The following is a 22,998-nucleotide window of genomic DNA, read 5'->3' on the forward strand; positions in this document are numbered from 1 at the left end:
GAATTTTCAAAAAATCGTCGCGACCGGGCGCAGGCTCTCAGAGGTGCGTCGGCTCGAACATGCGGAGTAGGGCCGGGAGCACGACCACCGACGGGCCCGGGGCCGCGAGGGCCTTCGTGAGGTCGTCGCGGAGGGTCTCCGGGGTCGTACGCACGCCCGGCACCCCGAAGGACTCCGCGAGGGCGACGAAGTCCGGGCGGGAGAGTTCCGTGGCGCTCGCCTCGCCGAAGGCTTCGGACATGTACTCGCGGAGGATGCCGTAGCCGCCGTCGTCGACGATCAGCCAGGTCACGGGGAGGTCGTACTGCCGCGCCGTGGCAAGCTCCGCGATCGAGTACATCGCGCCGCCGTCGCCGGAGACCGCGAGGACCGGGTGGGAGGGGTCCGCGGCCGCCGCGCCGAGGGCCGCGGGGAAGCCGTACCCGAGGCCGCCCGCGCCCTGCGCCGAGTGCATGGTGTTGGGGCGCCGCGCGTCGAAGGCCGACCACGCCCAGTAGGCGAGGATCGTCATGTCCCAGAAGGACGGCGCCGCGTCGGGCAGGGCCTCGCGCACGGAGGCGAGGACCTGCTGCTCCAGGGTGAGGTCCTGGGCGGCGATGCGGTCCTTGACCTTGGAGAGGACTGTCCGCACCCGCTCGGGGGCCGAGGGGTCCTCGCGGGGGGCGTCGATCGTCTCCAGGAGCGCGGAGAGCGCGAGGCGCGCGTCCGCGTGGATGCCGAGCGCCGGGTGGTTGGACTCCAGCTTTCCGGCGTCCGCCTCGATCTGGATGACCCGGCCGCGCGGTTTGAACGTGTGGTAGTTCGAGGAGAGCTCGCCGAGGCCCGAGCCGACCACCAGGAGGACGTCGGCGTCCTCAAGGAAGTCCGTCGTGTACCGGTCCTCCAGCCACGACTGGAGCGACAGCGGGTGCTCCCAGGGGAAGGCGCCCTTGCCGCCGAAGGTCGTGACGACGGGCGCGTTCACCAGCTCGGCGAGGGCCAGGAGCTTGCCGCTCGCATCCGAACGTACGACTCCGCCGCCCGCGATGATCGCCGGGCGCTCGGCCCGGGACAGCAGGTCGGCGGCCACCGCGGTCAGCTCGGGGCGCGGGACGACATCTTCCGGGGTCGCGTCCATCGCGGTGACGACGGGCAGGGTCGTCTCCGCGAGCAGCACGTCCTGCGGGATCTCCACCCAGACCGGGCCGTGCGGGGCGGTGAGCGCCGACTCCCAGGCGGCCGCGATCGCGGACGGGATCTGTGAGGCCGTACGCACCGTGTGGACGGATTTCACGATGTCGCGGAACGACGCCTGCTGGTCACGCAGCTCGTGGAGGTAGCCGTGCCGGCCGCCGCCGAGCCCCGCCACCGGGATCTGGCTGCCGATCGCGAGCACGGGCGACGATCCGGCCGCCGCCTCCTGGAGCGCGGCGAGCGAGGTCAGCGCGCCCGGTCCGGTGGAGAGCAGCAGCGGGGCCACCTCACCGGTGATCCGGCCGTACGCGTCCGCCGCGAAGCCCGTGTTGTTCTCGACGCGAAGGCCCACGTACGAGAGGGACGAGCGCCGCAGTGCGTCGAACATGCCGAGTGCGTGCTGGCCGGGGAGGCCGAAGACCGTCGTCGCGCCGAGGCCCTGGAGGGTCTCGATGACGAGGTCGCCGCCGTTGCGCCCCTCAGGCGGGTTCAGGGCCGCTTCCTGCTGCGCGGCCGTGGGCCGCAGTTCTACGTCGTGGTCGTGCGTCACTTGGCCGCGCTCCCCTCGGTGATCTGGCGGGCCTCCGCGATCTGGCGGGACATGATCGTCGTCAGCTCGTACGCGGTGTGCGAGGCGGCGACGGCCGTGATCTCCGCGTGGTCGTAGGCGGGGGCGACCTCGACGACGTCCGCCGAGACGAGGTTGCAGGAGGAGAGCCCCCGCAGGATCTCCAGGAGCTCGCGCGACGTCATGCCACCCGCCTCCGGGGTGCCCGTGCCAGGCGCGTGGGCCGGGTCCAGGCAGTCGATGTCGATGGAGATGTACAGCGGACGGTCGCCGATGCGCTGGCGCAGCTGGTCGGCGACCTCGTCGGCGCCACGGCGGTAGATGTCCGCCGACGTGACGATGCCGAAGCCCATCTTCTCGTCGTCGGTGAGGTCCTGCTTGCCGTAGAGCGGGCCGCGCGTGCCGACGTGGCTGAGCGCCTCGGTGTCGAGGATGCCCTCCTCGACGGCCCGGCGGAACGGCGTGCCGTGGGTGTACTCCGCGCCGAAGTACGTGTCCCAGGTGTCCAGGTGCGCGTCGAAGTGCAGCAGGGCGACCGGGCCGTGCTTCTTGGCGACCGAGCGGAGCAGCGGCAGGGCGATGGTGTGGTCGCCGCCGAGCGTCATCATGCGGGCGCCCGAGCCGAGGAGGTCGTCCGCGGCGGCCTCGATGGTCTCGACCGCTTCGTTGATGTTGAACGGGTTGGCGGCTATGTCGCCCGCGTCCGCGACCTGCGCGAGCGCGAAGGGCGACGCGTCCTGCGCGGGGTTGTACGGACGCAGGAGGCGCGAGGCCTCGCGGATCGCGTTGCCGCCGAAGCGTGCGCCGGGGCGGTACGAGACACCCGTGTCGAAGGGCACGCCGACCACGGCGATGTCCGTCTTGCCGCCCACCTCGTCGAGGCGGGGCAGCCGGGCGTAGGTCGCGGGGCCCGCGTACCGGGGAACGCGGGAGGAGTCGACCGGGCCGCGGGGGGTCGGGGTCTCGGCGCTGCTCATGGTCGGTTTCCTCCTGCTGGTACGAGTGTTGCTGTGCTGCTGGGACAAGTGTCGCGCGGCCCACTGACAGTGACGTCGGCAGCGGGCCGCGCGGAAAAGCTAGACGGCTGCCGGAGCCTGCTGCTCCGCCTCTTCGGACCCCCGGCCCGCGAGCCGCTCGCGCCAGGCCGCGAGGACCTCCGCGTCGGTCGGCTTCGTGGCGAGGGAGACGACGACGTACACGCCGAGGGAGATCAACAGGCCGTAGTAGACCGGCTCGTTGGCGAGGATTCCGTACCCCCACATGAGCCCGATGACCGAGAGGCCACCGGCGACGACGGCCGCGAGCGCGCCGGGCGCCGTGCCGCGCTTCCAGAGCAGTCCGCCGAGGATCGGCACGAGAAGACCGGCGACGAGCAGGTTGTAGGCGACGGTGAGCGCCTGGACGACGTCGTTGAGGGCGATGGCGATGAGGACGACGGCGACGCCCATGATCAGGATGAAGAGGCGGTTGCCCTTCACCTCGTCGTGCTCCTCGCCATCGCCCTTCGGGGAGACGGCGCCCCGAAGGCGCGACCAGATGTCGTTGTTGGCGACGGTGGCACAGGCGATGAGTGCTCCGGAGGACGTGGACATCACGGCGGCGAGCGCCGCGGCGAGCACGAGGCCCCGTACGCCCATCGGCAGTTCGTCCTTGACGATGGTCGCGAAGGCCGCGTCCGCGCTGGGCAGCTTCGGGTACATGACCTTGGCCGCGGTGCCGATGACGGCGCCAGCGATCGCGTACACCAGACAGTAGGTACCGGCGACGGTTCCGCCGTAGCGGGCGACCTTGTCGCTGCGCGCGGTGAAGACGCGCTGCCAGATGTCCTGCCCGATGAGCATGCCGAACGTATAGATCAGGACGTACGTGAAGATCGTCTCGCCGCCGATGCCCAGCGGGTCGAAGTACTCGGTGGGCAGCTTGGCCTTCATCTCGCTGAAGCCACCGGCCTTGACGACGGCGATGGGCAGCAGCAGAAGCAGCACGCCGACGGTCTTCACCACGAACTGCACCATGTCGGTGAGCGTGATGGACCACATGCCGCCGAGCGTCGAGTAGGCGACGACGATCGAGCCGCCGAGGATGATCGCCAGGGTGCGGTTCATGTCGAAGATGACGTCGAAGATCGTGGCGTACGCGATGGTCGACGTGACCGCGAGCATCAGGGTGTACGCCCACATGACGACTCCGGAGATGACGCCCGCGCGTCCGCCGTAGCGCAGGTCGAGCATCTCGGAGACGGTGTAGACCTTCAGGCGTGCGATGCGCGCCGAGAAGAAGACGCTCAGCGCGAGCAGGCCGAGGCCGATCGTGAAGACCATCCAGGCTCCGGAGAGCCCGTACTGGTAGCCGAGGCCGACGCCGCCGATGGTGGACGCGCCGCCGAGGACGATGGCGGCCATGGTCCCGGAGTACATCCACGGTCCGAGGCGGCGTCCCGCGACCAGGAACTCGCTCTTGGACTTGGCGCGGCGCATGCCCCACCAGCCCATCGCGAGCATGCCGACGAGATAGACGACGATCACTGTGTAGTCGACGGCCATAGGGGGCCCTCCTTCGCGCACCTCGGTGGCGTGTCGTGCAGATGGGGGTGAGGGGGGTGGCAACGACCGGCCGCGGGGACATCCGCCCGTACCCGTGGCCTGCGGTCGGCACGACCTTAGGTGGCCGGAAAGCAACGCTGAAGTGTACGTTTCATCCACTCTTCACGACCAAGATGGATGGATCGTCCACCGTGCCGGACCCTGCCGCCTCACCCATTACTCCCCCGACCCCGCCGGTCCTGCTCACCGCGCTCCTCGCCCGGGAGGATCTGGGCCTGCGCCAGATCGCGGGCCCCGACGCCGGGGAGAGCGGGGCGGCCGTCCAGTGGGTGCACACCTCGGAGATGGCGGACCCGTACCCGTACCTCCTGGGCGGCGAGCTGCTGTTGACGGCGGGCGTGCACATCACGGACCCGGTGGGTGCGGGCGTGTACCTCGACGATTACGTGGCGCGGATCGTCGAGGCGGGCGGCGCGGCCCTGGCCTTCGGCGTCGCGCCCGTGCACGACACGGTGCCGCGCGCCCTGGTGACGGCCTGCGACCGCTACGGCCTGCCGCTCCTGGAGGTGCCGCCGCGCACGACGTTCAGCGGGGTCGCCCGCGCGGTGTGGCAGCTGGTGGCGGAGGCCAGGCACGCCGAGCTGCGCCGTGTGACGGAGGCCCAGCAGGGCCTCGCCACGGCCGCCGCGCGCCCGGACCCGGTGCCGGCGGTGCTTCGGCAGCTCGCGGCGCGCCTGGGCGGCTGGGCGGTGCTCTACGCACCGGACGGCGCGGTGCTCCACACGGCGGGGACGGCTCCGGGAACGGGGGTGCGCCATGCGGTGCGTGACCTCTCCGAAGTCGTCCGTCCGACGGGGCGGGTCGGCCCCGCCCCCGCGTCGGCCACCGACTCCGTGGGTGGCGCCCACCTCGCCGCGTACGCGCTCGGCGGCGGGCAGGGGTTCGCGCTCGGGGTCGCGGCCGAGCAGCGCGAGCCGGGGGACCACACCATCACCGGGGTGGCCGTCGTACTGCTCTCGCTGCTTACCGGCAAGCACCAGGGCGCCGCCGATTCCGTGCGCTCCGCGGCGCTGGTGCGGCTGCTTCTGGGCTCGGCGGCGGGCGATGTCGCGCCGCCACTAGGGGCCGAGGAGTGGACCGTGGTGCACGCGCGCGGGGGTGCCGGGAACGACCCGGTGGCCCACTCCGTCGCCGCGTCCGCGCTCGCCGCCGCGCTGGGCAGCGGCCTGGTCGACACGGACGCGGACCAGGACCTCGTACGGCTTTTGCTGCCCGCCGACCGCGAGCTCACCGGACAGCCCGGCTGGACCCTGGGAGCCTCCGCCCCCGCCGCCCCCGGCGACCTGCCCGCGGCCGACGCCCAGGCTGACCGCGCCCTGCACCGCGCCGAGGCCACCCGCACGCCGCTCGTCCGGCACCGCGAGGCGGGCATCGCCGCTCTGGTCGCACCCGCCGAGGCCGCCGCCCACGCACGCGTGCTGCTCGCCCCGCTCGGCGACAGCGTGGCGCTCACCGGGACCCTGCGCACCTGGCTCTCCCTGCACGGCAACTGGGACCGCACGGCGACCGCGCTCGGCGTCCACCGCAACACGGTCCGCCAGCGTGTGACGCGGTGCGCGGCGCTCCTGGGGGCGGACCTGGACGATCCCGACGTACGGATGGAGCTGTGGTTCGCGCTCGGCAGGTGACCCGGGAGCCGGCGGAGAGGGGCGCAGGTCACAGGTCCAGGGTTCGGGACTGCCCGCCGCCGGCCGGTTACCGGCGGCACAATAGGAGCCATGCCAATACCCAGCCGTGCCGCGCTTGTCGACCACCTCGTACGCTCCCGCATCGCGGGCGATGTCGCCACGCCCCGCGAGAACAACCTCAGTCATTACAGGAAGCTCGCGAACGGCGACCGCCACTACTGGCTCGGCCTTGAGCTCGGCGACCGCTGGACCGACGAGCAGGACGTCCTCGCGGTGATGGCCGAGCGGTGCGGCGTGATCGACGACGACGCGTTCCGGCAGGGGCAGGACACCATCGACCCGGAGCTGACGGTCGACGCCCTGGAGCGCATGGCGGCGCGTCTGCGCAAGGCGGCGGCCGGCAAGGAGAGGGTCCTTTTCGCCACCGGCCACCCCGGGGGTCTGCTCGACGTGCACCGCGCCACGGCGGCCGCCCTGCGCGCGGCCGGCTGCGAGATCGTCGTCATCCCGGAGGGCCTCACCGCCGACGAGGGCATGGTCTTCCAGTTCGCGGACGTGGCGATGCTGGAGCGCGGCGCGACCCTGTGGCACACGCACTCCCCCGAGCCGATGAACGCGATCCTTGACGGCCTTGAGCGCGAGGGGCGCCCGCTGCCGAACCTGGTCGTCGCCGACCACGGCTGGGCCGGACGGGCGGGCCAGCGCGGCATCGACTCCGTGGGGTACGCGGACTGCAACGACCCGGCGCTGTTCATCGGCGAGGCCGAGGGCACTCTCCAGGTGACGGTCCCGCTGGACGACCACGTCACGAGCCCGCGCTTCTACGACCCGATGACGGCCTACCTCCTTGACGCGGCGGGCCTCACGGCCACGGGTTGAGCCCCTCCTCGCGCCGCTGGGCGTACCCCGGCGTCGGGTCCAGGTAGACCCGTCGTACGCCGGGAAACCGCTCCCGCACCCGCCGCTCGGCCTGTTCGCAGGCCCACTCGATCTGTGCCGCCGTCGAGGCGTCACGGAAGTCGACCTTGGCGGCGACGAGGGCCTCGCGCGGCCCCTGGAGCAGCGTCGTCAGTTCGAGCACGGCCTCGACGTGCTCGGAGGCGAGGAGTTCGTCGCGGATCTCCTTGCGCATGGGTTTGGGCAGCGGGCGCCCGATGAGGAGCTGGGCGTTGCTGCGCCCGAGCACCCAGGCGACGTACAGGAGCAGCACGCCGATGCAGAGCGAGGCCACGCCGTCCCACACGCCGGACCCGGTGAGCTGCCCGCCGAGCAGTCCGAGGGCGGCCAGCACGAGTCCGGCCAGGGCGGCGGAGTCCTCCATGACGACGGCCTTCACTGCGGTGTCGGGCGTGTAGCGCATGTAGCGCCCGAAGGAGGCCCCGAAGCGCTCCGCCTCACCGCGTGCCTGTTTGACGCCGGTGCGCAGCGAATAGCCCTCAAGGAGGAAGGCGATGGCGAGCACGATGTACGAGATGAGCGGGTCGCCGAGCTCCTCGCCCGCCACCAGCGTGTGGATGCCGTCGTAGATCGAGAAGACGGCGCCGCCGACGAAGGTGGCGACGGCCGCGAGCATCGCCCAGATGTAGCGCTCGGGGCCGTAGCCGAGGGGATGCTCCTCGTCGGCGGGCTTCTCGCTCCGCTTCAGGGCGGTGAGGAGCAGCAGCTCGGTGACGGTGTCGGCCAAGGAGTGCGCCGCTTCGGAGAGCATCGCGCTCGACCCGCTGATGACACCGGCGACGGCCTTGGCGACGGCGATCCCGAGGTTGGCGACGGCGGCGACGATGACGGTGAAAGTGCTCTCGCCGCCGCTCTCGGGCGGCTCTGGCTGACTGCTGTCGACCTGCTCACTCATGTATCGGACGGTATGTCCGATCACCGGGGAACGCGAACCCCGGGTCTCAGCGCGGGACGCGCACCACGCCTTCCTGAATCACCGTCACCGCGAGCTGTCCGTCCTGCGTCCAGATCCGCGCTTGGCCGAGGCCGCGCCCGCCGGACGCGGAGGGCGACTCCTGGTCGTACAGGAGCCATTCGTCGGCCTTGAAGGGGCGGTGGAACCACATCGCGTGGTCGAGCGAGGCGCCGACGACGTCACCGACCGCCCAGCCGCCACGGCCGTGCGCGAGCAGCACCGAGTCGAGAAGCGTCATGTCGGAGACGTACGTGGCGAGGCAGACGTGCAGCAAGGAGTCGACCGTGTGGTTGGCGGAGTTGTCGACGTCGTCGAGCTTGCCGTTCGTGCGGAACCACACCTGGGAGCGCGGTTCGCGCGGCTGCCCGACCGATGCCCAGGGCGGTGCGTCCACGTAGCGCAGGTCGACGGCCGCGCGGGCCTCGACCAGGCGCTCGGCGACGTGGGACGGCAGGTGGCGAGGGAGCATCTCGGCGGCGGTCGGGAGTGTCTCCGGGTCCGGCGCCGACGGCATCCCCGTCTGGTGCTCCAGGCCCTCCTCGTAGGTCTGGAAGGACGCGGAGAGGTGGAATATCGGCTGCCCGTGCTGGACGGCGACGACCCGGCGCGTGGTGAAGGAGCGGCCGTCGCGGATCCGGTCGACGGTGTAGACGATCGGCGCCCCCGGATCCCCCGCACGCAGGAAGTACGCGTGCAGGGAGTGGGCGGGCCTATCGGCGGGGACCGTGCGACCGGCCGCCACCAGCGCCTGGGCGGCCACCTGGCCGCCGAAGACGCGCGGGACGAGTGCCGAGCGGCTCTCGCCCCGGAATATGTCCTCCTCGATCTGCTCGAGGTCGAGCAGATCGAGGAGGTCTTCAAGTGCCTTGTTCATGAATCCAGTTCTACAGGGGGATCTTTACAGGCCCATGTCCTTGGCGATGATCATCTTCATGACCTCGCTGGTGCCGCCGTAGATCCGGTTGACGCGGTTGTCCGCGTACAGGCGGGCGATGGGGTACTCGTTCATGAAGCCGTAGCCACCGTGCAGCTGGAGGCACTTGTCGATGACGCGGTGCGCGACCTCGGTGTTGAACAGCTTCGCGGATGCGGCCTCGGCCGCGGTCAGCTCGCCCGCGTCCAGGGCCTCGAGGGCGCGGTCGGCGACGGCCTCCGCGGCGTCCACCTCGGCCTGGCAGGCGGCGAGCTCGAACTTGGTGTTCTGGAAGGAGGCCACCGTCTTGCCGAAGACCGTGCGGTCCTGCACGTACTCCTTGGCGAACCGGACGGCGGCCTTGGCCTGCGCGTACGCGCCGTAGGCGATGCCCCAGCGCTCGGAGGGCAGGTTGCTTCCGAGGTAGTAGAAGCCCTTGTTCTCCTCGCCGAGGAGGTCCTCGACGGGGACCTTGACGTCGACGAACGCCAGCTCGGCGGTGTCGGAGGTCTTCAGGCCCAGCTTGTCGAGCTTGCGGCCGATCGAGTAGCCGTCGGACTTGGTGTCGACGGCGAAGAGCGAGATGCCGTGGCGGCGGTCCTCGGCGGTGGGCGCTGACGTACGGGCGCAGACGATCACGCGGTCGGCGTGCACACCGCCGGTGATGAAGGTCTTGGAGCCGTTGAGGACGTAGTGCGTGCCGTCCTCGGAGAGCTTGGCCGTGGTCTTCATGCCCGCGAGGTCGGAGCCGGTGCCCGGCTCGGTCATCGCCAGGGCCCACATCTCCTCGGCGGAGACGAACTTCTCGAGGTAGCGCTTCTTCTGCTCGTCGGTGCCGAGCGCCTTGATGTACGGCAGGGCGAGGAGCACGTGCACGCCGGAGCCGCCGAAGCTGACGCCCGCGCGGGCCGTCTCCTCGTACTGGATGGCCTCGAACTTGTGCGACTCCATGCCCGCGCCGCCGAACTCCTCGGGGACGCTGATGCCGAAGAGACCCAGCTCGGCGAGCTTGTAGTAGAACTCGCGCGGCACGATTCCGGCGGCGAACCACTCCTCGTGGACCGGGACGACCTCGGCCTCGATGAAGGCGCGCAGGGTCTCCCGGAACGCCTCGTGGTCCTCATTGAAAACGGTACGGCGCACGGGAGAACTCCTTCGATACGACACCAGGCTCGGCCAAGCGCAACACGACTAAGCGCTTGCTCAGACAAACGTTACCCGCCGGTCACCGGACCGTCCAGAGATAAGCCCTGTCGCTCCCGTCACGCCACCGCCGCCGCGAACGCCCCGCGCGCCAGGCCGTGCAGCAGCTGCGCCATGGCCGTACGACTGGGCAGCGCGTCGCGCCGGCTCAGGTGCGGCGTGGAGTTGAGCAGCCCGAAGACGGCGTGCACACAGACACGGGCCTCGATCTCGGCGAGGTCCGGATAGACCTTGCGCACCACGTCGACCCAGATCTCCACGTACTGCCGCTGGAGCTGGCGGACCAGCTTGCGGTCGGTGTCCCGCAGCCGGTCGAGCTCGCGGTCGTGCAGGGTGATCAGGGAGCGGTCGTCCAGGGCGAAGTCGATGTGCCCCTCGATGAGCGCGTCGAGCACACGCTCCGGCGACCCGTCCGCGTCGGCCACACATCGCTTGCCGCCGGTCAGGAGCTGCCCGCTGATGCCGACGAGCAGCTCGGCGAGCATCGCGTCCTTGCCCGCGAAGTGGCGGTAGAGACCGGGTCCGCTGATGCCGACGGCGGCCCCTATCTCGTCCACTCCGACTCCGTGGAAGCCGCGCTCGGCGAAGAGCCGGGCGGCTTCTCTGAGGATCTGCTCGCGACGGGTGGGGGCGTCGGTTCTGGTGGCCATGGAATCAATTCTAGACAGGGCGGTTAGCGGTCGTTAACCTGAACGCAATACGTTAACGCTCATTAACCGAGCAAGGGGGCTCGACTGATGCTGCAGGCACCGGTGCTGACGAGCGCGGCTGATCCCGCGTCCGAAGCATGGCGGACGAACGAGGCGGCGCACACCGCCCTCGTCGAAGACCTGCGGGCCAAGCTCGCCGCCGCCAGGCTCGGCGGCGGCGAGCGGGCCCGCGCCCGCCATGTCGCGCGCGGCAAGCTGCTGCCCCGCGACCGCGTGGACGCCCTGCTCGACCCCGGCTCCCCCTTCTTGGAGCTCGCACCGCTCGCGGCCGACGGGCTGTACGGCGGGGACGCACCGGCCGCCGGCGTCATTGCCGGGATCGGCCGGGTCTCCGGACGCACCTGCGTGATCGTCGCCAATGACGCCACCGTCAAGGGCGGCACGTACTACCCGATGACGGTGAAGAAGCATCTGCGCGCCCAGGAGGTCGCGCTGGAGAACCGCCTCCCCTGTCTGTATCTGGTGGACTCGGGCGGCGCCTTCCTGCCGATGCAGGACGACGTCTTCCCGGACCGCGAGCACTTCGGGCGGATCTTCTACAACCAGGCACGGATGTCCGGAGCGGGCGTCCCGCAGATCGCGGCCGTGCTCGGCTCGTGCACGGCGGGCGGGGCGTACGTCCCCGCGATGAGCGACGAAGCGGTGATCGTCCGCAATCAGGGGACGATCTTCCTCGGCGGCCCGCCCCTGGTGAAGGCGGCGACCGGCGAGGTCGTGACGGCCGAGGAGCTGGGCGGCGGCGAGGTCCACTCCCGGGTCTCCGGAGTGACGGACCACCTCGCGGAGGACGACGCGCACGCGCTGCGGATCGTGCGGACGATCGTCTCCACGCTCCCCGATCGCGCTGAAGCCCCCTGGTCCGTCCGCCCGGTCGAGGAGCCGAAGGTCGACCCCCTCGGGCTGTTCGGAGCGGTGCCGACGGACTCCCGCACCCCCTATGACGTCCGCGAGGTCATCGCGCGCGTGGTCGACGGCTCGCGCTTCGCCGAGTTCAAGGCGGAGTACGGCCAGACCCTCGTGACGGGCTTCGCCCACGTCCACGGCCACCCCGTCGGCATCATCGCGAACAACGGCATCCTCTTCTCCGAGTCCGCCCAGAAGGGCGCCCACTTCATCGAGCTGTGCGACCAGCGCGGCATCCCCCTCGTCTTCCTGCAGAACATCTCCGGCTTCATGGTCGGCCGGGACTATGAGGCGGGCGGCATCGCCAAGCACGGCGCCAAGATGGTGACGGCGGTGGCCTGCACACGCGTTCCGAAGCTGACGGTCGTGATCGGCGGTTCGTACGGCGCGGGGAACTACTCGATGTGCGGCCGTGCCTACTCCCCCCGCTTCCTGTGGATGTGGCCGAACGCCAAGATCTCCGTGATGGGCGGCGAGCAGGCCGCATCGGTCCTCGCGACCGTCAAGCGCGACCAGTTGGAGGCGCGGGGCGAGGAGTGGTCGGACGCGGACGAGCAGGCCTTCAAGGACCCGGTCCGCGCCCAGTACGAGGAGCAGGGCAACGCCTATTACGCCACCGCGCGGCTCTGGGACGACGGCGTGATCGACCCCATGGAGACCCGGCAGGTCCTCGGCCTCGCCCTGACCGCCTGTGCCGAGGCGCCCTTGGGCGAGCCCGGCTTCGGCGTCTTCCGGATGTGAGGGGCGGACGATGACCGACTTCAGCAGGAACTGCAGCAGGAGCTTCAGCAGGAGAGGGACGATGTTCGACACCGTTCTGGTCGCCAACAGGGGCGAGATCGCGGTCCGCGTGATCCGGACGCTGCGGGCGCTCGGCGTGCGCTCGGTCGCCGTGTTCAGCGACGCGGACGCGGACGCCCGGCATGTGCGCGAGGCGGACATGGCCGTGCGCCTCGGTCCGCCGCCGGCCGCCGAGAGCTATCTGTCGGCCGAGCGGCTGCTCGACGCGGCGGCCCGCAGCGGCGCCCAGGCCGTCCACCCGGGGTACGGCTTCCTCGCGGAGAACGCCGAGTTCGCACGGGCCTGCACGGAGGCGGGCCTCGTCTTCATCGGGCCGCCCTCATCGGCGATCGACCTGATGGGCGACAAGATCCGCGCCAAGGAGACGGTCGAGGCGGCCGGGGTCCCGGTGGTCCCCGGATCGTCGGGCAGCGGCCTGACCGACGCCCAACTGGCCGATGCCGCCCGGGAGATCGGCATGCCGGTGCTGCTCAAGCCCTCGGCGGGCGGCGGCGGCAAGGGCATGCGGCTCGTGCGGGACGCTTCCCTGCTCGCGGACGAGATCGCCGCCGCGCGCCGCGAGGCACGGTCCTCCTTCGGCGACGACACGCTGCTCGTGGAGCGGTGGATCGACCGCCCCCGGCACATCGAGATCCAGGTCCTCGCCGACGGCCACGGCAACGTGATCCACCTCGGCGAGCGCGAGTGCTCGCTCCAGCGCCGCCACCAGAAGATCATCGAGGAGGCACCGAGCGTCCTCCTCGACGAGGCCACGCGCGCGTCGATGGGCGAGGCGGCGGTCCAGGCGGCGCGCTCCTGCGGGTATGCGGGCGCGGGCACGGTGGAGTTCATCGTGCCGGGCAAGGACCCGTCCTCGTACTACTTCATGGAGATGAACACGCGGCTCCAGGTGGAGCACCCGGTGACGGAGCTGATCACCGGTATCGACCTGGTGGAGTGGCAGCTGCGGGTCGCCGCCGGTGAGGAACTCCCGTACGGGCAGGACGACATCACACTCACGGGCCACGCGATCGAGGCCCGCGTCTGTGCGGAGACTGTGTCTGTTAAAGCGGGTTCGCGCGGCTTCCTGCCGTCCGGCGGCACGGTCCTCGCCCTGCACGAGCCGCAGGGCGACGGCGTGCGGACCGACTCCGGGCTTAGCCAGGGCACGGAGATCGGGAGCCTGTACGACCCGATGCTGTCGAAGGTCATCGCGTACGGACCCGACCGGCCGACGGCACTGCGCAAGCTGCGGGCGGCGCTCGCGGACACGGTGACGCTCGGGGTGCCGACGAACGCCGGTTTCCTGCGCAGGCTGCTCGCCCACCCGGCCGTGGTGGCGGGCGAACTGGACACCGGCCTCGTGGAGCGCGAGGCGGAGAGCCTCGTCCCCCAAGGCGTGCCCGACGAGGTGTACGAAGCCGCGGCGGCCGTCCGCACCGCCGCCCTCGAACCCACCGGTGACGGCTGGCGAGACCCGTTCTCGGTGCCTGAGGGCTGGCGCCTCGGCGGCACCCCGGCCCCGCTCACGCACCACCTCCGCGTGCCGGGACACGAGCCCGTCGGGCACATCGCGGGCGAGGGCCCGCGCACCGTGGAGCCCGGCCGCGTCACGGTCCACGTGGACGGCATCGTCCACACCTTCCACCGCGCCGCCGACTGGCTCGGCAGGGACGGCGACGCCTGGCACGTCCAGGACCACGACCCCGTGGCGGCGAGCCTCACCGGCGCCGCCCACAGCGGGGCCGACGCCCTGACCGCCCCCATGCCCGGCACCGTCACGGTCGTCAAGGTGTCCACCGGCGATCACGTGACCCAGGGACAGAGCCTCCTGGTGGTGGAGGCGATGAAGATGGAGCACGTCATCTCCGCCCCGCACGCGGGCACCGTCAGCGAACTCGACGTCACACCGGGCGCGACCGTCGCCATGGACCAGATCCTGGCCGTGGTGATCCCCGAGGATCCGCAGGAGGAGAAATGACGCTCCCCACGGGGCTCCCCATGGCCGTCCCCACCCAGGACCTGCCGCCCCGCGTCCGCATCTATGAGGTGGGCGCCCGGGACGGCCTGCAGAACGAGAAAGCGGTCGTCCCCACGGAGATCAAGGCGGAGTTCATCCACCGCCTCGCCGCCGCGGGCCTCACGACCGTCGAGGCGACCAGCTTCGTGCACCCCAAGTGGGTGCCCCAACTGGCCGACGCCGAGCAGCTGTTCCCGCTCCTTCATGACCTGGAGGCCAAGCTCCCGGTCCTCGTGCCGAACGCCCGGGGTCTTGACCGTGCCCTCGCGCTCGGGGCCCGCAGCGTGGCCGTCTTCGTCAGCGCCACGGAGTCCTTCGCCAAGGCCAACCTCAACCGCACGATGGACGAGGCCCTCGCGATGTCGGAGCCGGTCGTGGCCCGCGCACGCGAGCAGAAGGTGCATGTGCGGGGCTATCTCTCCATGTGCTTCGGCGACCCGTGGGAGGGCCCGGTGCCCATCGCCCAGGTCGTCCGCACCGCGCAGGCCCTGCTGGACATGGGCTGCGAGGAGCTGAGCCTCGGCGACACGATCGGCGTCGCCACCCCGGGCCATGTCCTGGCCCTGCTCGCCGAGTTGAACGAAGAGGGCGTGCCGACGGACCGCATCGGCGTGCACTTCCACGACACGTACGGCCAGGCGCTCTCCAACACCCTCGCCGCCCTGCAGCACGGCGTGCGCACGGTCGACGCGTCGGCGGGCGGCCTCGGCGGCTGTCCCTACGCGAAGAGCGCCACCGGCAACCTCGCCACCGAAGACCTCGTATGGATGCTCGACGGCCTCGGTATCGAGACCGGCGTCGATCTCGGCCGTCTCACCGCCACCAGCGCGTGGATGGCCGAACAACTGGGCCGACCCAGCCCGTCCCGCACCGTCCGTGCCCTGACGGGCACCTCCCACCAGGAGCAGTGAAGAGCGATGGACCACCGCCTGTCCCCCGAGCACGAGGAACTCCGCCGCACGGTAGAGGCGTTCGCGCACGACGTCGTCGCCCCGAAGATCGGCGACCTCTACGAACGCCACGAATTCCCGTACGAGATCGTCCGTGAGATGGGCCGCATGGGCCTGTTCGGCCTCCCCTTCCCCGAGGAGTACGGCGGGATGGGCGGCGACTATCTGGCCCTCGGCATCGCACTCGAAGAGCTGGCGCGGGTCGACTCCTCCGTGGCGATCACCCTGGAGGCGGGGGTCTCGCTCGGTGCGATGCCGATCCACCTCTTCGGTACGGACGAGCAGAAGCGCGAGTGGCTGCCCCGGCTCTGTTCCGGTGAGCTCCTCGGCGCCTTCGGTCTGACCGAGCCGGACGGCGGCTCGGACGCGGGCGGCACCCGCACGACCGCGGTGCGGGACGGCGACGAGTGGGTGATCAACGGCTCCAAGTGCTTCATCACCAACTCCGGCACGGACATCACGGGTCTGGTCACGGTCACCGCCGTCACCGGCCGCAAGGCGGACGGCCGTCCGCTCATCTCCTCGATCATCGTGCCGTCGGGGACACCCGGGTTCACGGTCGCGGCCCCGTACTCGAAGGTCGGCTGGAACGCCTCGGACACGCGCGAGCTGGCCTTCTCGGACGTGCGGGTCCCGGCGGCGAACCTCCTCGGCGAAGAAGGGCGCGGCTACGCCCAGTTCCTGCGGATCCTCGACGAGGGCCGGGTCGCGATCTCCGCGCTCGCGACGGGCCTCGCGCAGGGCTGCGTCGACGAGTCCGTGAAGTACGCCAAGGAGCGGCACGCCTTCGGCAAGCCGATCGGGGCGAACCAGGCGATCCAGTTCAAGATCGCCGACATGGAGACGCGGGCGCACATGGCCCGGGTCGGATGGCGGGACGCGGCGTCGCGCCTCGTCGGCGGGGAGCCCTTCAAGAAGGAGGCGGCGATCGCGAAGCTCTACTCCTCCACGGTCGCCGTCGACAACGCCCGCGAGGCCACGCAGATCCACGGCGGCTACGGCTTCATGAACGAGTACCCCGTGGCCCGGATGTGGCGGGACTCCAAGATCCTGGAGATCGGCGAGGGGACCAGTGAGGTCCAGCGCATGCTGATCGCCAGGGAGCTGGGCTTCGCGGGATAGCGGGGAGCCGGGCCTCCGGGGACAACAGCCCGGATAACAGCCCGGATAACAGCCCTGCCCAAGGGAAGGCGACCGCGAGGGCCACTGGACATCCGCTTAGGTTAGGTTAGCCTAAGCGCTGATTCCGGCCAGTGGCCACCGCCGCCGTCCTCACGAAAGCAGAGACCCATATGCCCAACGCCCGCCTCCCTCAGCCCTCCCGCCGCGGCATCCTCGCCGCCGGCGGCGCCCTCGGCCTCACGGCCCTGCTGGCAGCCTGCGGAGACGAGAAGAAGAGCGGCTCGGGCAAGGCGGACGCCGGCGACTCGGGCCCCTGGAGCTTCAAGGACGACCGCGGCACGACCGCCAAGCAGGACTCGACCCCGAAGAACATCGTCGCCTTCACCAGCGTCGCCGCCGCCCTCTTCGACTACGGGATCGAGGTCAAGGGTGTCTTCGGCCCGACGAAGACCAAGGACGGCAAGGCGGACGTCCAGGCCGGCGACATGGACGTCAGCAAGGTGACGATCCTCGGCAACGAATGGGGCAAGTTCAACATCGAGAAGTACGCGGGCCTCGCCCCCGACCTCCTCGTCTCCACGATGTTCGACGACGCGGGCACCCTCTGGGGCGTCCCCGAGGAGAGCAAGGACAAGATCCTCAAGCTCGCCCCGAGCGCCGGCATCAGCGTCTACGACCGCCAGATGACCCAGCCCCTCCAGCGCCTCCTCGCGCTCGCCGAGTCGCTGGGCGCGGACGTGAAGGCCGACAAGGTCGTCAAGGCGAAGAAGCGTTTCGAGGCCGCCGCCGAGCGGCTGCGCAAGGTCGCCAAGGCGAACAAGGACATCAAGGTCCTCGTCGGCTCGGCGAGTCAGGACATCTTCTACGTCTCGGGGACGAACCTCTCCGCCGACCTGGAGTACTTCAAGTCCCTCGGCGTGAACTTCGTCGAGCCGTCCGAGAGCGCCAAGAAGGCGAGCGGCGGCTGGTTCGAGAACCTGAGCTGGGAGAACGTCAACAAGCACGCCGCGGACGTGATCATGATGGACAACCGCACCGCCACCATCCAGCCCGCCGACATCGAGGAACCGACCTGGGCGAAGCTGCCCGCGGTCAAGGCAGGACAGGTCATCCCGCGCGTCACCGAGCCCATCTACTCGTACGACAAGTGCGCCCCGATCCTCGAGGACCTCGCCGACGCGATCGAGAAGGCCAAGAAGGTCAGCTGACCCCCTTCACGCGAGGCCCGCACAGCACAGCCCTCTCCGCATTCCGGAGAGGGCTGTTCCGTTTTCCGGAGAAGGCCGTTCCGGTTTCCTGCCTCATGGTGACCACCGCACCCCCCTGGGTTTATCCACAGGGGTAGTTAGGTTAGGCTTACCTCACTTCCCCCAAGTCCCCTCACCCAGAGGAAGTTCATGCGCTCGCACCTGCTCAACGACACCACCGCGGAGCGTTACCGCAGTTCCGTGACCGAAGGAGTCGAGCGGGTGGCGGCCAGAATCGCCACCACCTCACGCCCTTTCACAGGCGTCTCCGTCGAAGACCTCGCGCCCCGCATCGAGGCCGTCGACCTTGACGAGCCCCTGCACGACACCATCGCCGCCCTGGACGAGCTCGACGAGCTCTACCTGCGCGACGCCGTGTACTTCCACCATCCCCGCTACCTCGCGCACCTCAACTGCCCGGTCGTCATTCCGGCCGTGCTCGGCGAGGCGGTGCTCTCCGCGATCAATTCTTCCCTCGACACCTGGGATCAATCCGCGGGCGGCACACTGATCGAACGCCGTCTCATCGACTGGACCGCCGAACGCATCGGGCTCGGCCCGGCCGCCGACGGCGTCTTCACGAGCGGCGGCTCGCAGTCCAACCTCCAGGCCATGCTGCTCGCCCGCGAAGAGGCCGCCAAGGCTGGGAACCCGCCCTCGCGGCTGCGTATCTTCGCCTCCGAGGTGGGCCACTTCAGCATCCAGAAGGCCGCGACCCTGTTGGGTCTCGGCGAGGACGCCGTGATCGTCATCCCCACCGATCACAACAAGCGCATGCAGACCGTAGCGCTCGCCCGCGAGCTGGAGCGCTGCCGTGACAACGACCTCACCCCCATGGCGGTCGTCGCCACGGCAGGCACCACCGACTTCGGCTCCATCGACCCGCTCCCCGAGATCGCCGAGATCTGCGCGCAGTACGGCACGTGGATGCACGTCGACGCGGCGTACGGCTGCGGTCTGCTCGCCTCGCTCAAGAACCGGCACCTCATCGACGGCATCGAGCGCGCCGACTCGGTCACCGTCGACTACCACAAGTCGTTCTTCCAGCCGGTGAGCTCCTCCGCCGTCCTGGTCCGGGACCGGACGACGCTGAGCCACGCGACGTACCACGCGGAGTACCTCAACCCGCGCCGCATGGTGCAGGAACGTATCCCCAACCAGGTCGACAAGTCCCTGCAGACGACGCGGCGCTTCGACGCCCTGAAGCTGTGGATGACGCTGCGGGTGATGGGCGCCGACGCCATCGGCGAGCTCTTCGACTCCGTGTGCGACATGGCGGACGACGCCTGGCGGCTGCTCGCCGCCGACCCCCGCTACGACGTCGTCGTGGAGCCCCAGCTCTCCACGCTCGTCTTCCGCTACATACCCGAGTCGATCTGCGACCCCTCCGCCATCGACCGCGCCAACCTGTACGCCCGCAAGGCCCTGTTCGCCTCCGGTGACGCCGTCGTCGCGGGCACCAAGGTCGGCGAGCGCCAGTACCTCAAGTTCACCCTGCTCAACCCCGAGACCACGGTCGCCGACATCACGGCCGTCCTCGATCTGATCGCCGGCCACGCCGAGCAGTACCTGGGAGAGACCCTTGACCGCGCTTCCTGACCGCCGAGAGCCAGTGGAACCCCTGGAGCCACTGGAACCCCTGGACTTCATCGGAATCGGCCTTGGCCCCTTCAACCTCGGCCTCGCCTGCCTGACCGAACCCATCGACGAGCTCAGCGGCCTCTTCCTGGAGTCCAAGCCGGACTTCGAGTGGCACTCGGGCATGTTCCTGGAGGGCGCTCACCTCCAGACCCCGTTCATGTCGGACCTCGTCACGCTCGCGGACCCGACGTCCCCCTACTCCTTCCTCAACTACTTGAAGGAAGCGGGGCGTTTGTACTCGTTCTACATACGCGAGAACTTCTATCCGCTGCGTATCGAGTACAACGACTACTGCCGCTGGGCCGCGGCCAAACTCTCGTCGATCCGCTTCAGCACGACGGTCACCGAGGTGACGTACGCGGATGACCTGTACGTCGTCCACACCTCCACCGGCGACACCTTCCGCGCCCGCCACCTCGTCCTGGGAACCGGCACCCCGCCGCACATCCCCGAGGCGTGCGCGGACCTCGGCGGGGACTTCATCCACAACTCCCGCTATCTGCAGAGCAAGCCGGAGCTCCAGCGGAAGGAGTCGATCACGCTCGTCGGCAGCGGCCAGTCCGCCGCCGAGATCTACCACGACCTCCTGAGCGAGATCGACGTCCACGGCTACAAGCTCAACTGGGTCACGCGCTCGCCGCGCTTCTTCCCCCTCGAGTACACCAAGCTGACCCTGGAGATGACCTCTCCGGAGTACGTCGACTACTTCCACGCGCTGCCGGAAGCGACCCGCTACCGCCTGCAGGACCAGCAGAAAACCCTCTTCAAGGGCATCGACGGCGACCTGATCAACGAGATCTTCGACCTCCTCTACCAGAAGAATCTCGGCGGCCCGGTGCCGACGCGGCTGCTCACCAACTCCTCGCTGCAGAGCGCGCGTCACGAGAACGGCACCTACACCCTGGGCCTGCGCCAGGACGAGCAGGGCAAGGACTTCGAGCTGGAATCCGAGGGCCTGATCCTGGCCACCGGCTACCAGTACGCCACCCCCGACTTCCTGGAGCCGGTGCGCGACCGCATCCGCTGGGACGGCCGGGGCCGCTTCGAGGTCGCCCGCAACTACTCGATCGACACCACGGGACGCGGCATCTTCCTGCAGAACGGTGCCGTGCACGCCCACTCCCTGACCAGCCCCGACCTGGGCATGGGCCCGTACCGCAACGCGTACATCATCGGTGAGCTGCTCGGCGCGGAGTACTACCCCGTCGAGAAGTCCATCGCGTTCCAGGAGTTCGCCGTATGAGCAACCCCAGCACCCCCAGCACGCCCGCAGACCTCAGCCTGCGCCCCCTCGACCCGCTGAAGGACGCCGAGCTCCTGCACGGCTGGGTCACCCACCCCAAAGCCTCGTTCTGGATGATGCAGGAGGCGACGCTCCCGGACGTCGAGCGCGAGTACATGGCGATCGCCGCCCACGAGCACCACGACGCCTTCATCGGCCTGCACGAAGGCGTTCCCGCCTTCCTGATGGAGCGCTACGACCCCAGATACGTGGAACTGGTCGGCCTCTACGACCCCGAACCCGGCGACGTGGGCATGCACTTCCTCACCGCGCCGTCCGACGTCCGCATCCCCGGCTTCACCCGGGACGTGATCACCAAGGTCATGGAGACTCTCTTCGCCGACCCGGCGGTCAAGCGTGTCGTGGTCGAACCCGACATCGACAACACGGCCGTGCACGCCCTCAACGAAGCCGTCGGGTTCCGCGCGTCCGAAGTCATCCAGAAGCCGGAGAAAAGAGCTCTGCTGAGCTTCTGCACCCGCGAGCAGTTCGAAGAAGCAGTACGCGAAAGGGAATCGGCGATATGACCCTGTCCGACGCAACGGCGCACCTCTCCCCCGAGCGCTGGGAGCAGGCCAACCGCCTCCTCATCCGCAAAGCCATCGCCGAGTTCTCCCACGAGCGGCTCTTCACCCCGGAGCCCCTTGGCGAGGACAAATACGTCATCCGCAGCGACGACGCCCTGACCCGCTACCGCTTCACCGCCAAACGGCTCAGGCTCGACCACTGGCAGGTCGACGCCGATTCCATATCCCGGCACCGCGACGGCACCGAACTCCCCCTGAACGCACTCGACTTCTTCATCGAGCTGCGTACGGCCCTCGGTCTGAGCGACGAGATCCTGCCGGTCTACCTGGAGGAGATCTCCTCCACCCTCTCCGGCACCTGCTTCAAACTCACCAAGCCCGCGATCCCGGCCGCCGAGCTCTCCCGCTCCGGCTTCCAGGAGATCGAGACGGGCATGACCGAGGGCCACCCCTGCTTCGTCGCCAACAACGGCCGGCTCGGCTTCGGCGTGCACGAGTACCTCTCGTACGCTCCCGAGACCGCGAGCCCCGTACGCCTTGTGTGGCTGGCGGCGAGCAAGGAGCGCGCCGCGTTCACCGCGGGCGCGGGCATCGACTACGAGGCGTTCTTCCGGGCCGAGTTGGGCCAGGAGACGCTCGACCGCTTCGACCACAAACTCCGGGACCAGGGCCTGAACCCGGACGACTACCTTCTGATCCCGGCCCACCCGTGGCAGTGGTGGAACAAGCTCTCCGTGACCTTCGCGGCCGAGGTCGCCCAGCGGAACCTGGTCTGCCTGGGCGAGGGCGATGACGAGTACCTGGCCCAGCAGTCGATCCGTACGTTCTTCAACACCAGCGACCCGGCCAAGCACTACGTCAAAACGGCCCTCTCGGTCATCAACATGGGCTTCATGCGCGGGCTCTCGGCCGCGTACATGGAGGCGACCCCGGCGATCAACGACTGGCTCGCGAACCTCATCGACACCGACGAGACCCTGAAGTCGACCGGCCTCACGATCATCCGCGAGCGCGCGGCCGTCGGCTATCGCCACCTGGAGTACGAGGCCGCGACCGACCGCTACTCCCCGTACCGCAAAATGCTCGCGGCCCTGTGGCGCGAGAGCCCCGTCCCCTCGCTCGCGGAGGGCGAGCAACTGGCCACGATGGCCTCGCTGTTGCACACCGACCTCGAAGGCGCGTCCTTCGCGGGCGCCCTCATCGAGCGCTCCGGGCTCACCCCCACCGAGTGGCTGCGCGGCTATCTGCACGCCTACCTGACGCCGCTCCTGCACAGCTTCTACATGTACGACCTCGTCTACATGCCGCACGGCGAGAACGTCATCCTGGTCCTGAAGGACGGCGTCGTACAGCGGGCGATCTTCAAGGACATCGCCGAGGAGATCGCGGTCATGGACCCGGACGCGGTGCTCCCGCCCGCCGTCGAGCGGCTCCGGGTCGAGGTCCCCGACGACCAGAAGCTCCTGTCGATCTTCACGGACGTCTTCGACTGCTTCTTCCGCTTCCTGTCCGCGAACCTCGTCACCGAGGGCCTGGTGGACGAGGAGACGTTCTGGGGCGCCGTCACCGAGTGCGTCACGTCGTACCAGGAGGCCACGCCCCAACTGGCCGACAAGTTCAAGCAGTACGACATGTTCGCCCCCGAGTTCGCGCGGTCCTGCCTGAACAGGCTCCAGCTGCGGGACAACGAACAGATGGTGGACCTCGCCGACCCGGCGGGCGCGCTGCAGCTGGTCGGGACGCTGAAGAACCCGATCGCGTAACCCCATGAACCAGGTGGGGCTCGGGAGACGGTCCTCCCGAGCCCCACCTTCGT

General features: G+C 69.9%; 18 protein-coding genes. 11 read left to right on the plus strand and 7 right to left on the minus strand.

Features of this window, described 5'->3' with window-relative positions; all coding sequences use genetic code 11:
• Positions 1–37: 37 nt before the first annotated feature.
• The 3 genes from ACFQ7F_RS31190 to ACFQ7F_RS31200 form a co-directional block, all read right to left on the minus strand.
• Positions 38–1,723 (minus strand): thiamine pyrophosphate-binding protein, encoded by a 1,686-nt coding sequence (locus ACFQ7F_RS31190; protein WP_383277498.1) that lies wholly within the window; start codon positions 1,721–1,723, stop codon positions 38–40.
• Positions 1,720–2,718: an agmatinase gene (gene speB, locus ACFQ7F_RS31195; RefSeq protein ID WP_383277501.1), complete on the minus strand. Its 999-nt coding sequence runs from the start codon at positions 2,716–2,718 to the stop codon at positions 1,720–1,722. Before speB ends, ACFQ7F_RS31190 begins: the two co-directional genes overlap by 4 nt.
• Positions 2,719–2,817: 99 nt before the next feature.
• Positions 2,818–4,284, minus strand: coding sequence for a sodium:solute symporter (locus ACFQ7F_RS31200; RefSeq protein ID WP_383277504.1), 1,467 nt, complete (start codon positions 4,282–4,284; stop codon positions 2,818–2,820).
• Between the two features lie 173 nt (positions 4,285–4,457).
• On the opposite strand from ACFQ7F_RS31200, the gene ACFQ7F_RS31205 reads away from it, so the two are divergent.
• Complete coding sequence (locus ACFQ7F_RS31205; protein ID WP_383277507.1) at positions 4,458–5,972, plus strand: PucR family transcriptional regulator; 1,515 nt, start codon at positions 4,458–4,460, stop codon at positions 5,970–5,972.
• Between the two features lie 90 nt (positions 5,973–6,062).
• On the plus strand, positions 6,063–6,851 hold the full coding sequence (locus ACFQ7F_RS31210) for a phosphatase (protein ID WP_383277510.1): 789 nt from the start codon (positions 6,063–6,065) through the stop codon (positions 6,849–6,851).
• On the opposite strand, the gene ACFQ7F_RS31215 is transcribed toward ACFQ7F_RS31210, so the two are convergent.
• The 4 genes from ACFQ7F_RS31215 to ACFQ7F_RS31230 all read right to left on the minus strand — a co-directional run bounded on the left by ACFQ7F_RS31215 (position 6,835) and on the right by ACFQ7F_RS31230 (position 10,650).
• A complete protein-coding gene (locus ACFQ7F_RS31215) occupies positions 6,835–7,824 on the minus strand; it encodes a cation diffusion facilitator family transporter (protein ID WP_383277513.1) in 990 nt (329 codons plus the stop codon). The two genes, ACFQ7F_RS31210 and ACFQ7F_RS31215, sit on opposite strands and share 17 nt — an antisense overlap.
• A 46-nt stretch (positions 7,825–7,870) precedes the next feature.
• Positions 7,871–8,758, minus strand: a complete 888-nt coding sequence (locus tag ACFQ7F_RS31220) for an acyl-CoA thioesterase (protein WP_383277516.1) — start codon at positions 8,756–8,758, stop codon at positions 7,871–7,873.
• Between the two features lie 24 nt (positions 8,759–8,782).
• On the minus strand, positions 8,783–9,940 hold the full coding sequence (locus ACFQ7F_RS31225; RefSeq protein WP_383277519.1) for an acyl-CoA dehydrogenase family protein: 1,158 nt from the start codon (positions 9,938–9,940) through the stop codon (positions 8,783–8,785).
• A gap of 119 nt (positions 9,941–10,059) precedes the next feature.
• On the minus strand, positions 10,060–10,650 hold the full coding sequence (locus ACFQ7F_RS31230) for a TetR/AcrR family transcriptional regulator (RefSeq protein ID WP_383277522.1): 591 nt from the start codon (positions 10,648–10,650) through the stop codon (positions 10,060–10,062).
• Positions 10,651–10,737: 87 nt separating this feature from the next.
• On the opposite strand from ACFQ7F_RS31230, the gene ACFQ7F_RS31235 reads away from it, so the two are divergent.
• The 9 genes from ACFQ7F_RS31235 to ACFQ7F_RS31275 all read left to right on the plus strand — a co-directional run bounded on the left by ACFQ7F_RS31235 (position 10,738) and on the right by ACFQ7F_RS31275 (position 22,945).
• The gene (locus ACFQ7F_RS31235; RefSeq protein WP_383277525.1) at positions 10,738–12,354 is read left to right on the plus strand and encodes a carboxyl transferase domain-containing protein; all 1,617 of its coding nucleotides are present in this window, start codon (positions 10,738–10,740) and stop codon (positions 12,352–12,354) included.
• 61 nt (positions 12,355–12,415) lie between these two features.
• On the plus strand, positions 12,416–14,374 hold the full coding sequence (locus ACFQ7F_RS31240; protein ID WP_383277528.1) for a biotin carboxylase N-terminal domain-containing protein: 1,959 nt from the start codon (positions 12,416–12,418) through the stop codon (positions 14,372–14,374).
• Positions 14,371–15,324, plus strand: coding sequence for a hydroxymethylglutaryl-CoA lyase (locus ACFQ7F_RS31245; protein ID WP_383277531.1), 954 nt, complete (start codon positions 14,371–14,373; stop codon positions 15,322–15,324). The genes ACFQ7F_RS31240 and ACFQ7F_RS31245 overlap by 4 nt, the downstream gene beginning before the upstream one ends.
• Before the next feature lie 6 nt (positions 15,325–15,330).
• Entirely contained in the window at positions 15,331–16,485 is a 1,155-nt protein-coding gene (locus tag ACFQ7F_RS31250) for an acyl-CoA dehydrogenase family protein (protein ID WP_383277534.1), read from the plus strand.
• A 170-nt stretch (positions 16,486–16,655) separates the two neighbouring features.
• Positions 16,656–17,693 (plus strand): ABC transporter substrate-binding protein, encoded by a 1,038-nt coding sequence (locus tag ACFQ7F_RS31255; RefSeq protein ID WP_383277537.1) that lies wholly within the window; start codon positions 16,656–16,658, stop codon positions 17,691–17,693.
• Between the two features lie 189 nt (positions 17,694–17,882).
• Complete coding sequence (locus ACFQ7F_RS31260; RefSeq protein WP_383277540.1) at positions 17,883–19,331, plus strand: pyridoxal phosphate-dependent decarboxylase family protein; 1,449 nt, start codon at positions 17,883–17,885, stop codon at positions 19,329–19,331.
• Entirely contained in the window at positions 19,315–20,616 is a 1,302-nt protein-coding gene (locus ACFQ7F_RS31265; RefSeq protein WP_383277543.1) for a lysine N(6)-hydroxylase/L-ornithine N(5)-oxygenase family protein, read from the plus strand. The genes ACFQ7F_RS31260 and ACFQ7F_RS31265 overlap by 17 nt, the downstream gene beginning before the upstream one ends.
• On the plus strand, positions 20,613–21,182 hold the full coding sequence (locus tag ACFQ7F_RS31270) for a GNAT family N-acetyltransferase (RefSeq protein WP_383277546.1): 570 nt from the start codon (positions 20,613–20,615) through the stop codon (positions 21,180–21,182). The genes ACFQ7F_RS31265 and ACFQ7F_RS31270 overlap by 4 nt, the downstream gene beginning before the upstream one ends.
• Positions 21,179–22,945, plus strand: coding sequence for an IucA/IucC family protein (locus tag ACFQ7F_RS31275; protein ID WP_383277549.1), 1,767 nt, complete (start codon positions 21,179–21,181; stop codon positions 22,943–22,945). The genes ACFQ7F_RS31270 and ACFQ7F_RS31275 overlap by 4 nt, the downstream gene beginning before the upstream one ends.
• Positions 22,946–22,998: the final 53 nt, after the last annotated feature.

Source organism: Streptomyces sp. NPDC056486, assembly GCF_042795295.1.
GTDB lineage: Bacteria > Actinomycetota > Actinomycetes > Streptomycetales > Streptomycetaceae > Streptomyces.

Excerpts from the sequence above, each read along its gene's own strand:
- ACFQ7F_RS31215 (WP_383277513.1), bottom strand. The coding sequence starts at position 7,824 with ATGAGTGAGCAGGTCGACAGCAGTCAGCCAGAGCCGCCCGAGAGCGGC.
- ACFQ7F_RS31210 (WP_383277510.1), top strand. The coding sequence starts at position 6,063 with ATGCCAATACCCAGCCGTGCCGCGCTTGTCGACCACCTCGTACGCTCC.
- ACFQ7F_RS31260 (WP_383277540.1), top strand. The coding sequence starts at position 17,883 with ATGCGCTCGCACCTGCTCAACGACACCACCGCGGAGCGTTACCGCAGT.
- speB (WP_383277501.1), bottom strand. The coding sequence starts at position 2,718 with ATGAGCAGCGCCGAGACCCCGACCCCCCGCGGCCCGGTCGACTCCTCC.
- ACFQ7F_RS31245 (WP_383277531.1), top strand. The coding sequence starts at position 14,371 with ATGACGCTCCCCACGGGGCTCCCCATGGCCGTCCCCACCCAGGACCTG.
- ACFQ7F_RS31200 (WP_383277504.1), bottom strand. The coding sequence starts at position 4,284 with ATGGCCGTCGACTACACAGTGATCGTCGTCTATCTCGTCGGCATGCTC.
- ACFQ7F_RS31230 (WP_383277522.1), bottom strand. The coding sequence starts at position 10,650 with ATGGCCACCAGAACCGACGCCCCCACCCGTCGCGAGCAGATCCTCAGA.
- ACFQ7F_RS31205 (WP_383277507.1), top strand. The coding sequence starts at position 4,458 with ATGGATGGATCGTCCACCGTGCCGGACCCTGCCGCCTCACCCATTACT.
- ACFQ7F_RS31275 (WP_383277549.1), top strand. The coding sequence starts at position 21,179 with ATGACCCTGTCCGACGCAACGGCGCACCTCTCCCCCGAGCGCTGGGAG.
- ACFQ7F_RS31235 (WP_383277525.1), top strand. The coding sequence starts at position 10,738 with ATGCTGCAGGCACCGGTGCTGACGAGCGCGGCTGATCCCGCGTCCGAA.
- ACFQ7F_RS31255 (WP_383277537.1), top strand. The coding sequence starts at position 16,656 with ATGCCCAACGCCCGCCTCCCTCAGCCCTCCCGCCGCGGCATCCTCGCC.
- ACFQ7F_RS31250 (WP_383277534.1), top strand. The coding sequence starts at position 15,331 with ATGGACCACCGCCTGTCCCCCGAGCACGAGGAACTCCGCCGCACGGTA.
- ACFQ7F_RS31240 (WP_383277528.1), top strand. The coding sequence starts at position 12,416 with ATGTTCGACACCGTTCTGGTCGCCAACAGGGGCGAGATCGCGGTCCGC.
- ACFQ7F_RS31270 (WP_383277546.1), top strand. The coding sequence starts at position 20,613 with ATGAGCAACCCCAGCACCCCCAGCACGCCCGCAGACCTCAGCCTGCGC.
- ACFQ7F_RS31220 (WP_383277516.1), bottom strand. The coding sequence starts at position 8,758 with ATGAACAAGGCACTTGAAGACCTCCTCGATCTGCTCGACCTCGAGCAG.